The organism is Stenotrophomonas sp. YJH_SMC_17, assembly GCF_059371655.1.
The window spans coordinates 967,662-981,288 of the sequence record NZ_JCAFUU010000001.1; the positions used below are offsets into that span (position 1 = coordinate 967,662).

4 protein-coding genes, 1 tRNA gene and 1 other RNA gene are annotated in these 13,627 nt (G+C 66.6%); 4 read left to right on the top strand and 2 right to left on the bottom strand.

Annotated elements, in window-relative coordinates; all coding sequences use genetic code 11:
- Nucleotides 1-109 precede the first annotated feature (109 nt).
- From AC5P8Z_RS04625 to AC5P8Z_RS04635, 3 genes are all read left to right on the top strand, one after another.
- A tRNA-Ser gene (locus tag AC5P8Z_RS04625) sits at nucleotides 110-202 on the top strand.
- A gap of 549 nt (nucleotides 203-751) precedes the next feature.
- On the top strand, nucleotides 752-1,093 hold the full coding sequence (locus AC5P8Z_RS04630) for a hypothetical protein (RefSeq protein ID WP_286071094.1): 342 nt from the start codon (nucleotides 752-754) through the stop codon (nucleotides 1,091-1,093).
- A gap of 20 nt (nucleotides 1,094-1,113) precedes the next feature.
- Nucleotides 1,114-1,557, top strand: a complete 444-nt coding sequence (locus AC5P8Z_RS04635; protein WP_286071093.1) for a GNAT family N-acetyltransferase — start codon at nucleotides 1,114-1,116, stop codon at nucleotides 1,555-1,557.
- A 57-nt stretch (nucleotides 1,558-1,614) separates the two neighbouring features.
- Here AC5P8Z_RS04635 and AC5P8Z_RS04640 read toward each other — a convergent pair whose 3' ends face one another.
- On the bottom strand, nucleotides 1,615-12,501 hold the full coding sequence (locus AC5P8Z_RS04640; protein ID WP_495228263.1) for an autotransporter-associated beta strand repeat-containing protein: 10,887 nt from the start codon (nucleotides 12,499-12,501) through the stop codon (nucleotides 1,615-1,617).
- Between the two features lie 359 nt (nucleotides 12,502-12,860).
- Nucleotides 12,861-13,178: a DMT family transporter gene (locus tag AC5P8Z_RS04645; protein ID WP_495228265.1), complete on the bottom strand. Its 318-nt coding sequence runs from the start codon at nucleotides 13,176-13,178 to the stop codon at nucleotides 12,861-12,863.
- Nucleotides 13,179-13,478: 300 nt separating this feature from the next.
- Here AC5P8Z_RS04645 and ffs point away from each other — a divergent pair.
- Nucleotides 13,479-13,575, top strand: an RNA gene (ffs, locus tag AC5P8Z_RS04650) — signal recognition particle sRNA small type.
- Nucleotides 13,576-13,627: the final 52 nt, after the last annotated feature.

The following is a 13,627-nucleotide window of genomic DNA, read 5'->3' on the forward strand; positions in this document are numbered from 1 at the left end:
TCGCCTCCGGCACGTCCTTCGCGGGTTCCTGGCAGGGGTGCTTGTGAAGTGCCGCGCAGCCCGCTAGAATCTGCGCCCCTGCTGAGGCGTTTGCCGATGGCAGGGATCCGGAGAGGTGTCCGAGTGGTTGAAGGAGCACGCCTGGAAAGTGTGTAAGCGTCTAAACCGCGCTTCGGGGGTTCGAATCCCCCTCTCTCCGCCAGTTAACTGAAAAAGGCTGCCCTTACGGGCGGCCTTTTTCAGTTAACTGGCGCGGGACGCGAAGTGCGCTGCGCGCGCTTCGCCCCAAACGTTGCTGCGCAACCTTTGGGCCCCTCCCTTTGCCTGCCTCTCCCCGCCCCTGTCGGAGCAGCCCCTCAACAGAGGGGCTTGTTCCTCCAGACCGATCCGATCCACGCCATGCGTGGATGCTCTTCGCGCCGCCCCTGCCTCCCCACGTGCGCCTTAACCAAGCTGGCGCGGGACCCGAAGTGCGCTGCGCGCTTCGCCCCAAACGTTGCTGCGCAACCTCTGGGCCCCTCCCCTTGCTGCCTCTCCCCGCCCCTGTCGGGGCAGCTCCTCAACAGAGGGGCGTGTTCCTCCAGTTACGTCAGTAGACCCGCGCCATGCGTGGATGCTCTTCGCGACGGACCACGCCTTCCGTACGCCACCAAAAAAACTGAACGAAACCTTAAATCCGCCATCGTAGGCGTCTTCATCCTTCAACCACAGCCTCAACGGGGGACCGGGGGATGCGGACACCAATTCCACCGTGGTTGCCGGCTGGCCGCAGTTCGCCAACCGATGGCTCGACAAGCGCCTGCAGAACGGCAACGCCAACATCAAGCGCATGGGCGGCAAGACCGACCTCTACATGCAGGCGATCCTCACCGCGCTGCCAGGGGCCCTGTTCTTCCTGATGCCGGTGTTCGCGCTGGTGCTGCGCTTCGACTACATCCCGCGGCCGATGGGCTACCTGGAACACCTGGTGGTGGCGCTGTACAGCCCTGGTCAGCTTCGTGGTGATGTACGCGGTGCTGGCCGGCATTTCGGCGTAAGCGGGAACACGCAGGGCATGTCGGCAGCGAATCCACGCATGGCGTGGATCTACTGACGATCGTCTATCGTGGGTGCATGACACTCCGCCTCTACCGCCCCGCCGATGCCAGCGCCTGCCTGTCGATCTTCGACAGCAACGTACCCACCTATTTCGCGCCCGAAGAGCGCAGCGACTTTGAACGCTTCCTGTGCGAACAGGCCACGGACTGTGCATTCCAGGTCATCGAGCGCGATGGCAGCATCGTGGCCTGTGGTGGCCTGTCGCGCTGCGGCGATGGCAGCGCCGGTTTCTGCTGGGGCATGGTCGAGCGCGCGCTGCATCGCCAGGGAATCGGCCGCGAACTGGCGCTGGCACGCCTGCGCCAGGCCGAAGCGGCCCCGTCCATCGCCCGTATCACGCTCAGCACCAGCCAGCACACCCAGGGGTTCTACGCCGGCCTCGGTTTCCAGGTGACACGGGTGGTACCCGATGGCCACGGCGCCGGCATCGACGCCGTGGAGATGGAGCGGAGGGTATAGCCCTCCGCACCGGCCCGGATCCACGTCGCGCGTGGATCCCTTGCTGCCCTACTCCCCTCAGAAGCCCACGCGCAGGTTGATCTGCCCGCCGACATCGCGGCGACCATCGCCGTGCTGGCCCTGCACGAACATCGACAGCTGGCTGTTGCGACCCAGCCCGACCGCCACGCCCATCTGGCTGACCAGTGCATTGCGTGCCATCACCGCACTGTAGACGTCGAACGCGTTGCCACCGACGGCGAAGCGGTTGCGGCTGGCCACATCGGTATCACCCGACGCGTGCTGCCACCCCAGGCCGACTGTCAGCTGCGCCGGGAAGCGCTCGCCACTGCCCACGTCCCAGCGGCCGCGCACGCCCACGGTACTGACATTGAGCGTGTCCTTACCGCCTTCCAGCACCAGCGCGGCGTTACCACCCTGCTCCTCCGCGCGATCGCTGTCGACCCAGTGCCTGGTGAACTGCACGTACGGCTGCAGCTGGGTCCGGCCGTGGGTCCAGGTCCAGCTGCCTTCCACCTGGGCGATGGTCACGTCCGAATCCTGGCGGCTGTACAGGGTCTGGCCCAACAGCGGCACCTCACGCGTGGTGCGCGTGCGGTAGTCGCCGCGCGACACGCTGCCACCGACCGCGAAGCCGTTGTTCCACTCGCCCTGTGCATACAGGCCGAAGGTGTTGCCACGCAGGCGGGCCCGCGAGCTGCGATCGTACAGGCGCGTATCCAGGCGTTCGTTGCCGGCGGCTGCGCCCAGCACCACATGCTCGCCCAGCTGCCAGTCCACACCGGCCATCAGTGCATTGCGGTTGGCGCGGATCTCATCGCCATTGCCATCGCCATCCTGCTTGAACACCTTGCCGCTGCCGGCCAGCCAGGCCGAAGCGCGCTCGCCACGCACGGTCGGCAGCTCACTGCCCAGGCGCTGGCGGATGCCCTCTTCCAGGTAGTTGTCGTACAGCAGCACTGCACGGCTGGCTGCATGCACTTCACCGGACAACTGGTCGAACGCGCTGCGCGCGGTGGCCGCGTCATAGATCAGCACCGTGTTGTACAGGCCCAGCGCCGGACCACTCTGCGGCAGGCTGTCCAGCGCGGCCGCGGTGTTGTACTGGTTGCGGCTGTTGGCCACCGAAGTGAACGCCGCGGTCTGCGCCACGTCGATCTTCAGGTTGGCGGTGTTGGCGGTGTAGACCGGGGTGATGGTCAGGAACGCCGACGGCGAAGTGGCGGAAGCGAACTGCCCGCTCACCCCACCGGCCGCGTTGACCACCGTGTACTGCTGGCCCTGCTGGTAGCTGGTGCTGGGCGAAATGGTGTTCACCTGCACCGTGCTGCCGCCCACCGTCGCGCCGCCACCGACCTGCACGGTATCGCTGCCGGTGGCGCCCAGGTCGATGCCCAGCGTGCTGCCCGGCGACAGGGTCAGGTTGCCGCCCACGGTGATCGTACCGGTGCCGTTGCCCGCACCACTGCCGTTGCCCGGCGACAGCACGCCGCCGCTGGATATCGTTACACCGCCGCCGCTACCACCGATGGTGCCGGTGCCGGACAGCGTGGTGCCGCTGCCGATGGTCCACTGGCCACCGATGTTCCCGGTGACATTCAGGCCGCCGCCGGTGACCTGGCCGGTGCCACTGAAGCCACCGCTGTTGCCGCCCAGGTTCAGGCCACCCGGACCGGCCTGCACGATGCTGCCGCCGCCGCTGATGGTGCCGCCCAGGGTGGTGGTACCGCCGGTGTTGATGATCAGGCCACCGTTGTTGGTGATGTTGCCGGTGATCGAGCCGCTGGCGCCGCCGTTGCCGACCTGCACGGTACCGCCGGCATTGATGATGGTGCCGCCGGTGTAGGTGTTGTTGCCGGTCAGGGTGACGGTGCCGGTACCCGCCTGGGTCAGGCCGCCACTGCCGCTGATGGTGCCGCCGACCGTGGTGTTGCCACCGACGTTGAACACCAGGCTGCCGTTGTTGCTGACGTTGCCGGCAATCGATCCACTGGCGCCGCCGTTGCCAACCTGCAGCGTGCCACCGGTGTTGATGGTGGTGCCACCGGTATAGATGTTGTTGCCGCCCAGGATCAGCGTGCCGCTGCCGGCCTGGGTCAGGCCACCGCTGCCGCTGATGGTGCCGCCGACGGTGGTGTTGCCGCCGACGTTGAACACCAGGCTGCCGTTGTTGCTGACGTTGCCGGCAATCGCGCCGGTCGCGCCACCGTTGCCGACCTGCAGGGTGCCACCTGTATTGATGGTCGTGCCGCCGGTGTAGGTGTTGTTGCCGGTCAGGGTCAGCGTGCCACTGCCGGCCTGGGTCAGGCCGCCGCTGCCGCTGATGGTGCCCCCCAGCGTGGTGTTGCCCGCCACGTTGGACGCCAGCGCACCGTTGTTGGTGATGTCGCCGACGATCGAACCGGTCGCACCGCCATTGCCCAGCTGCAGCGTGCCACCGGCATTGATGGTGGTACCGCCGCTGTAGGTATTGCTGCCGGTCAGCACCAGCGTGCCGCTGCCAGCCTGGGTCAGGCCACCGCTGCCACTGATGGTGCCGCCCAGCTGCGTGTTGCCGGCCACGTTGGAGATCAGCGCGCCATTGTTGGTGATGTCACCGGCAATCGAACCGGTGGCGCCGCCATTGCCCACCTGCAGCGTGCCGCCACTGTTGATGGTGGTGCCGCCGGTGTAGGTGTTGCTGCCGACCAGGGTCAGCACACCGGCACCGGCCTGGGTCAGCGCGCCGGTGCCACTGATGGCACCAACGACCGTGGTGTTGCCGGCCACGTCGAACACCAGGCTGCCGTTGTTGGCGACGTTGCCGGTGATCGCACCGGTCGCACCGCCATTGCCCACCTGCAGCGTGCCACCGGCATTGATGGTGGTACCACCGGTGTAGGTGTTGTTACCGGTCAGGGTCAGCGTACCGGCGCCGGCCTGGGTCAGGCTGCCGCTGCCGCTGATGGTGCCGTCCAGCGAGGTGCTGCCGGCCACGTTGGAGACCAGTGCGCCGTTGTTGGTGATGTCACCGACGATCGCACCGGTCGCGCCGCCATTGCCCACCTGCAGCGTGCCACCGGCATTGATGGTGGTACCGCCGGTGTAGGTGTTGTTGCCGGTCAGCACCAGCGTGCCGCTGCCGGCTTGGGTCAGGCCACCGCTGCCGCTGACCACGCCACCCACCGTTGCCGTGCTGCCGAGGTTGTAGACCAGGCTGCCGTTGTTGGTGATGTCACCCAGCACCGAGCCGGTGCTGCCGCCGTTGCCGATCTGCAGCGTGCTGCCACCGTTGATGGTGGTGCCACCGGTGTAGGTGTTGTCGCCACTCAGGGTCAGCGTGCCGGCGCCGCTCTGCACCAAGCCGCCGGTACCACCGAGGACGCCGGCAAACGTGGTGCTGGCGTTGTTGCCGCCGGTGGTCAGCGTTGCACCGCCCAGCGCCACCGTGCTGCCAGCAACACCGGCCAACCCACCGATGCTCTGGTTGCCGCCGGCGCTGATGTCCAGCGTACCGGTGCCGGCCAGGTTCACCGTGCTGGCACCGGACAGGCTGCCGCCCGCGCCCACCGCCAGCGTGCCGCTGTTGATGGTGGTAGTGCCGGTGTAGCTGCTGGCGCCGGTCAGGGTCAGGGTGGCCGCGCCATCCTTGGTCAGGCCGCCCGCGCCGGAAACCGCACCGCCCAGGGTCAGGTCGTTGCTGCCCAGCACATCCAGCGTCGCGCCGGCGCCCAGCGCAACGTCGTTGGCCAGGGTCACCGCCGCATTGGCATCCAGCGAGCCGTTGCCGGCCACGGTCAACGCCCCCGTGCCGAGCGCGGCATTGTTGCCGACCACCAGCCCGCCCGCATTGAGGGTGACACCACCAGTGAACGTGTTGGCACCACCCAGCGTCTGCACGCCAGCTCCGTCCTTGATCAGGCCACCGGTGCCGCCGATGCTGCCATTGAACACGCTGTTGCCGACGCCACCGAGGGTCAGCGTGTTGCCGCCCAGGGACACGTTCGAGCCCGTCACGCCCGCCAGCGAGCCGATGCTCTGGTTGCCACCGGCACTGATGTCGAAGCTGGTGCCCGCGTTGGCGAGGATGACTGCGCCGGCCGGGGACAGGCTGCCGCCGAGACCGATCGCCAGCGTGCCGGCGTTGATGGTGGTGCCGCCGGTGAAGGTGTTGGTACCGGTCAGGGTCTGGGTGCCGGTGCCTTCCTTGATCAGTCCGCCGGTACCCGCCAACGAACCGCCGAAGGTGCCGTTGGTGGCATCACCGATCGTCAGCGTGTTCGCGCCCAGGTTCACCGTGCCGTTGCCGATCAGTGTGCCGAACTGCTGCGTACCGGCACCGGCCGACAGATCGAAGGTCGCGCCGGCAGCCAGGTTGACGATGCCATTGGCGTGCAGGCTCGCGCCCGCGCCCAGTGCCAACGTACCTGCGTTGATGTTGGTTCCGCCGGTGTAGGTGTTGGTGCCGTTCAAGGTCAGCGTGGCTGCCCCCTCCTTGGTCAGACTGCCGGTGCCGCTCAGGCTGCCATTGAGGGTGAGATTGTTGCTGCCCAGCACGGTCAACGCGTTGTTGAGGACGAAGTTGTTGGCAAGGATGACCGCAGTATTCGAATCGAGCGTCGCAGCGCCGCCGACCGTCACCGTACCGGTACCGAGCGCGGCATTGTTGCCGACCACAAGGCCACCGGCGTTGAGCGTGACGCCACCGCTGAAGGTGTTGGCACCGTTCAGCGTCTGCACGCCGGCGCCGTTCTTGACCAGGCCGCCGCTGCCGTTGATCACGCCGTTGTAGGTGCTGTCAGCGACGCCGCCGAGGGTCAGCGTATTGCCGCCCAGCGCCACTGTGCTTCCGGCCACGCCGGCCAGCGAACCGATGCTCTGGCTGCCGCCGCCGGAGATGTCCAGCGTGCCGGCACCGGCCAGATTCACCGCACCGGTGGATGCCAGGCTGCCTCCGGCACCAATGGCCAGCGTGCCGTTGTTGATGGTGGTGCCACCGGAATAGGTGTTGGCGCCGGTCAGGGTCACCGTGCCCGCGCCGTCCTTCACCAGGCCACCGGCACCGCTGATGACGCCCCCCAGGGTCAGCGCATTGCTGCCGAGCAGGGTGAGTTTGTTGCCGGAAGAGAGGTTGATGGCGTTGCCAAGGGTCACTGCCAGGCTGCTGTCCAGCGTCGCGTCGGCGCCCACGTCCAGCGCCCCCGTACCCAGCGCGCTGTTGTTGCCAACCACCAGGCCGCCGCCGTTCAAGGCCAGGTCACCACTGAACAGGTTGGCGCCACCCAGGGTGAGGATGCCCACGCCGTTCTTGACCAGCCCACCGGTGCCGGAAATCGCACCGTTGAAGGTGCTGCTGTCGGCGCCGCCGAGGATCAGCGAGTTGGCGCCGAGGCTGACCAGGGAACCGGTCACGCCGGACAGCGAACCGATGGTCTGGTTGGCACCGGAAGCGGAGATGTCGAAGCCCGCACCGGCCGCGGCCACGTTCACCGCACCGGTCGGGGACAGGCTGCCGCCGAGGCCGATCGCCAGCGTGCCGGCGTTGATGGTGGTGCCGCCGGTGTAGGTGTTGGTGCCGGTCAGTGTCTCGATACCGCTGCCGACCTTGGTCAGTCCACCGGTGCCGGCGATCGAGCCACTGAAGGTGCCATTGGCGGCGCTGCCCACTTCGATGTTGTTGGCACCGAGGTTGACCGTACCATTGCCAACCAGCGTGCCAAACACCTGCGTGCCGTTGCCGGCCGACAGGTCCAGCGTGGCGCCGGTGGCGAGATTGACGGTACCGCTTGCGGCCAGGCTGGCCCCGGCGCCGAGCGCCAGCGTACCGGCGTTGACGTTGGTACCACCGGTGTAGGTGTTGATGCCGTTCAAGGTCAGCGTTGCGCCACCGTTCTTTGTCAGGCTGCCGGTACCGGAGAGCACACCGTTGAGGGTGAGTGCGTTGGTGCCCAGCACGGTCAGCCCGGCATTGAGCACAACGTTGTTGGCCAGCGTCGCCAGTGCAGTGGTATCCAGCGTGGCCGCGCCGCCAACGGTGAGTGCGCCGGTCCCCAGCGCCGCATCATTGCCCAGCACCAGGCCGCCGGCATTGAGCGTCACGCCGCCACCGAAGGTGTTGGCACCGGACAGGGTCTGCACCCCGGCACCGACCTTCACCAGGCCACCGCCCCCGCCGATCACGCCATCGAAGGCGCCATTGGCCGCGGTGCCGAAGGTCAGCGAATTGCCACCCAGCGTCAGCGTGGTTCCGGCCACACCGTTGAGCGCACCAATGGTCTGGTTGCTCGTTGCACCAGAGATGTCGAAGCCGGCACCGGCATTGCCGAGCGTGACGTCGCCTGCGGCGGCCAGGCTGCCGCCCGCACCCAGCGCCAACGTACCGGCATTGATGGTGGTACCACCGCTGTAGGTGTTGGCACCGTCCAGTGTCAGCGTGGCGGCGCCGTTCTTGATCAGGCTGCCATTGCCGGACACGATGCCGCCCAGGGTCAGCGCGTTGCTGCCCGGCACGGTCAGTGCCACGCCCGAGCCAAGGTTCACTGCGTTGCCCAGCGTCACCGCGGCGCCGGCATCCAGCGAGGCACTGTTGTTCACCGCCAGCGTGCCGGTACCCAGCGCACCGTTGGCGCCCACCACCAGGCTGCCGCCGTTCAAGGTCAGGCCGCCACCGAACGTGTTGGTGTTGTTGAGCGTCAGCAGACCAGGGCCGTTCTTGATCAGGCTGCCGTTGCCGCTCAGCACGCCGCCGAATGCAACGTCACTGGTCCCGCCCAGGGTGAGCTGGGTGCCGGCACCGAAGTTCACCGCATTGGCGAGGTTCAATGCCACTGTGCTGTCGAGGCTGACCGTGCCACCGATGCCGAGCGCGCCGGTCCCCAGCGCATCGGCGTTGCCCAGCTGCAGGCCGCCGGCATTGAGTGCCAGGCCACCACTGAAGGTGTTGGCACCGGACAGCGTCTGGATGCCGGTACCGGTCTTGACCACCCCACCCGTGCCGCTGATCACGCCATCGAAGGTGGCGTTGGCATTGGTGCCGAAGGTCAGCGAATTGCCGCCCAGCGTCAGCGCGGTTCCGGTGACGCCATTCAGCGCGGCAATGGTCTGGTTGCCGCTGGCGCCGGAGATATCGAAGCCTGCGCCGACGTTGCCAAGGGTGACATCACCGCCAGCGGCGAGGCTGCCGCCAGCGCCCAACGCCAGCGTGCCGTTGTTGATGGTGGTGCCACCGGCGTAGAGATTGGCACCGGTCAGGGTCAACCGTGCCGCGCCGTCCTTGATCAACCCGCCGACGCCGAACACCGGCCCGCTCAGTGTCAGGTCGTTGCTGCCCAGCACTGTCAGGCTGGCACCCGCGGCGAGGCCGATGCTGTTGCCCACGGTCAGTGCCGCACTGGTATCCAGCGAGGCACTGCCACCGACGTCCAGCGCCCCGGTACCGAGCGCGCTCGCATTGCCCAACTGCAGCAGGCCGGCGTTGAGGCCGACACCACCGGAGAAGGTATTGGCGCCATTCAACGTCAACGTCGAGCCGCCGTTCTTGACCAGCTCACCGGTACCGGCAATGACACCGCCCAGGGTTACGTTCTCGGTGCCAAGCAGGTTCAGTACAGTGCCTGCGCCCAGGTTCACCGCATTGCCCAGGTTGAGCGCCACACTGCTGTCCAGCGTCGCGTTTGCCCCAACATTCAAGGCGCCCGTGCCGAGTGCACCGGCATTGCCCAGCAGCAGGCCACCGCCGTTGAGCGCGAGGCCGCCAGTGAAGGTATTGGCACCGTTGAGCGTCAACGTGCTGGCGCCGTTCTTGGTCAGGCTGCCCGCGCCCGATACCACGCCGCCGAGGGTGATGGCCTGCGTGCCCGGCAGCGTCAGTGCGGCGCCAGCACCCAGCGCGATGGTGTTGCTCAGATTGAGCGCCGTCGCTCCATCCAGGGTCGCCGAACCATTGACGTTCAGTGCACCACTGCCCAGCGAGGCGCTGCTGCCCAGCAGCAGGCTGCCAGCGTTGAGCGTGAGGCCACCACTGAACGTGTTGTTGCCGTTCAACGTCAGCAGCGACGCACCATTCTTGACAAGGTTGCCGGTGCCGGCGACCACGCCGCCCAAGGTCACGTTCTGCCCGCCCAGCAGGTTCAGCGAACCGGTCAGGTTCACCGCATTGGTCAGATTCAACGCCGCAGTGCCATCGAGCCATCCGTTGCCGCTGACCGTCAGCGCACCGGTGCCAAGGGCGCCGTTGTTGCCCAGCAGCAGCCCACCCGCTGCCAGGTTCAGTCCCCCGCTGAAGAGGTTGGCGCCGGACAACGTCTGCGTGCCGGCCCCTTGCTTGACCAGGCCACCGGTGCCGGTGATGACGCTGGCCAGCGTCTGGTTGGTGGCATCACCAAAGGTGAGCGTGTTGGCGCCCAGCGCCACGGTCGTGCCGAGCACGCCGGTGAGTGCACCCACGGTCTGGTTGCCCGCCGCGGAGATGTCGAACGTGGCACCGATGCCACCGAGATTGACGCCGCCGCCGGCAGCAAGACTGCCACCGGCACCGATCGCCAGTGTTCCTGCATTGATGGTGGTGCCGCCGGTGTAGGTGTTGGCACCGGTCAGGGTCAGCGTTGCGGCGCCATTCTTCACCAGGCTGCCAGCGCCGCCGATGACACCGCCCAGCGTCAGCGCGCTGCCTCCCAGAATGTCGAGCGAGCCACCAGCGCCGAGATTGATGTTGTTGCCCACACTCAACGCCGAGCTGCCATCGAGGGTCACGGCTCCGCCGACGTTCAAGGCCCCGGTTCCCAGCGCGCTGCCATTGCCCAGCAGCAGGCTGCCTGCATTGAACGCCAGCCCGCCTCCGAACGTATTGGCACTATTGAGCGTCAGGCTTGCCCCGCCATTCTTGATCAGGCCCCCATCGCCACCGATCACGCCGTTGAAGGTGAGCGCCTGGTTGCCCAGCAGATTCAGGCTGGCCCCGGCACCGAGGTTGACGGCATTGGTCAACGCCAACCCGGTCGTCCCGTCCAGCGTGGCATTGCCGCCGACGGACAGGGCGCCGCTGCCCAACGCTGCCGCGTTGCCCAGCAGCAGTCCACCGGCGTTGAGTGCAACGCCGCCGCTGAGGTTGTTGACACCGGACAGCGTCTGCACGCCCGTACCCAGCTTGATCAGGCCACCTGTGCCGGCGCCGAAGGTGCCGCTGTAGCTGGTGCTGCCCAGCCCGCCCAAGGTCAGCGTGTGGCTGCCCAGATTGACTGCGCCGCCAAGGCCGGCCAGCGAGCCGATGGTCTGGTTGGCCGCTGCCGTCAGGTCCAGCGTGGTGCCGACGCCCAGGGTCACCGCACCCGTGGGTGACAGGCTGCCGCCGGCGCCAAGCGCGAGCGAGCCCCCGGCAAGGCTGAAGTTGCCGGTCAGCGAATTGGCACCGTTCAAGGTAAGGGTGCTGGCTCCATTCTTGACCAGGTTGCCGGCACCGGAAATCGCGCCGTTCAATGACAACGGGTTGTTGCCCAGCAGGTTCAACGAGCCACCGGCGTTGATCACCAGGTTGTTGGCCAGGGCGAAATTGGCCGTCGTATCCAGCGAGGCGCTGCCACCGACGGTCAGGTTGCCGCTACCGAGCGCACCGGCATTGCCCAGCACCAGGCCGCCGGCATTGAGGTTGACGCCACCGGAGAACAGGTTTGCGCCGCCGAGAGTAACAATGCCGGTGTTGTTGACCGTCAGTCTGCCAGCACCTGACAGCACGCCATTCAAACCGAACGCATTGGTTCCGGCCAGCGATAGATTGCCGCCAAGGTTGAACGCATTGGCCAGATTCAGACCGGCCGTGGAGGATGCGATGGCACCGCCATTGGCGGTGAACAGCCCTGTGCCGAAGGAACCGGCATTGTTGAAATTGACCAGGCCATCATTGAGCGTGGTCGTACCAGCACCCGCCCACGCACCCTGCAGGTTCCAGGTGCCGCTGTTGACGGTGAGCTTCTGGAAGTTGATGTACTGGTTCCAGCCCAGCGTGGTCACCGCTCCACCGGTGCCGGACCCCGGACCGCTGACGACGTTCTGCAACACCAGCGTGTTGTTGGCCGCACCACCGCCGGTACCGGCGTCGACCGATCCCGCAGCCGCAACCTTCACCCCGGTAACACCGGTAATCACGCCGGCAAGAGCGCTGCCGCCACCGGTCACAACGCTGGAACCCGACACTGCGGTGAAGGTATTGCCGCCGGTTGAATCACCCAGGTGAACGCTGCCACTGACCGCCCCCGCGTTGAGGAACGTATTGCCGCCAGAAGCGCCCAGGCCGACACGCCCGTCAATGGTGCCGGTGTTGGTCACATTGGCTGCCGCACCACCGTAGGTCACCACCGTGGTCGCGTCGGAAACGCTGCCTGCGCCGATCAACGACGTGCTGATCAGGCCGGCGTTGTTGATGGTGGTGGTGCCGTTGACATTCTGTGCCACCAGCGCCTGTCCACCGAAGCCCAGCAGCGTTGCGATGTTGACGACACCCTTGATCTGTCCGCTGGCGTTGTTGTTGACGACAATCGCGCTGTTGTTGGCAGAGCCATTGCCGATGACCAGGCCAGGCGAGGCGAGGACGATCGAGCTCGGATCGATCGTGCCATTGTTGTTGACCGTCACGTTGTCGCCGGTCAGCGTTGCTGCGTTGCCTCCACCTACGATCGGCGGTGTACGCAGCAACGCACCCGCGGCGATGTTCAGCGTGAGGCCGTTGGTCGCGTTGGAGTAGTTGTTGATGTTGGTGGTGCTGTCGCAGTTTACGGTCGTGGTGCCCGTGCACGCTGCGAATGCCGATCCGCTGGCCAGTGTGGCGGCCAACGCCGCCGCCAGCTGGTGAGCCCGCAATCGCGGCACCCGCCCTGCGCTGACCGCGCTTCCGCCGGGATTCTGGGCGACCTCCGAAGCAACCTGCATTACGCCGAGGGCGCGATTGAAAACCAGACGGTAAATGCGGTTCATCGGTAAATCTCCATGAAAAGACCGGATGGCACTGCGGGCAGGTTTTTTTGAAGACGATGCGTCCCTTCCCGGCTCCCGGAGCGGGAACAAGGCCTGGCTGCATTAACTTCTGAAAATCTTCACGCCTTCACGCGGACGCAGCCTGGAAAGGCACGCCAACGTATCCATAGGAGTGAAAACTCCCCGGTTTCGCCCTACGAATGGCGGCACTGTGGGGCCGACGGTGCCAGTGCGACGTGAATCACGCGCGCTATTTTTATGACGCACGTCAAATAAATCCGACGGACAAAATGGTTTTGCCGAAAATGCATATACCTGCATATGACGGGGATTCCATTCCCCGCCACAAGTAAATGCATTCAGGTGCTCGAGAGTTTCATGAGTACCAGGCCGGAAACGATCAACGCCGCTGCGCCGATCCGCATCGGGCTGACCTGCTCGCTCAGGAACACAATGCCGACCACGAACGCACCGACCGCGCCGATGCCGGTCCAGATCGTATAGGCCGTGCCCAGCGGCAGGCTGCGCATGGCCACGGCCAGCAACCAGAAGCTGGCGATCATGCCGATGATCGTGACCACGGTGGGGGTGAGACGGGTGAAGCCTTCGGACTGCTTCATGGACACGGCCCAGACGATTTCCAGCAGGCCGGCAAACAACAGATAGATCCAGGCCATGACGGCCCTCCTCTTGGCAGGGCCAGGCCGTCCTGGTCTTTGATTCCCGATGTGGGGGAGGCCGTTCCTCCTGGCCGGCATTCTAGCAACGGGAGCAATGCCGGGCCGCCCCAGCCGGGAACGGGTTACAGGCGATTCAGTGCGTGAAGCTGGCATCGGCGGCCCTCCCTGCGCTAGAATGCGCGTCTGCCCTCGGACAACCGATGTGCAGTCCGGCTGTGGTCTCTGGCGCGTCGCGCGCTGCTTCCCCTGATCCGTGAACTGGCCGCCCTCGGGGCGGCCAACGTCTCTATGGTGGCCCCGTCGGCCCCTCGCGACGCTAGGTCGAAAACCCCGCCAGGGCCGGAAGGCAGCAACGGTATCGATCGACGCGGGCGCCGAGGTCAGCCGGCGGGGCCATCGCCTTTTCTGCACTGGGGTCAGATCCCTTTGCATGGCAGAGGGATCTG

Excerpts from the sequence above, each read along its gene's own strand:
- AC5P8Z_RS04635 (WP_286071093.1), top strand. The coding sequence starts at position 1,114 with ATGACACTCCGCCTCTACCGCCCCGCCGATGCCAGCGCCTGCCTGTCG.
- AC5P8Z_RS04640 (WP_495228263.1), bottom strand. The coding sequence starts at position 12,501 with ATGAACCGCATTTACCGTCTGGTTTTCAATCGCGCCCTCGGCGTAATG.
- AC5P8Z_RS04645 (WP_495228265.1), bottom strand. The coding sequence starts at position 13,178 with ATGGCCTGGATCTATCTGTTGTTTGCCGGCCTGCTGGAAATCGTCTGG.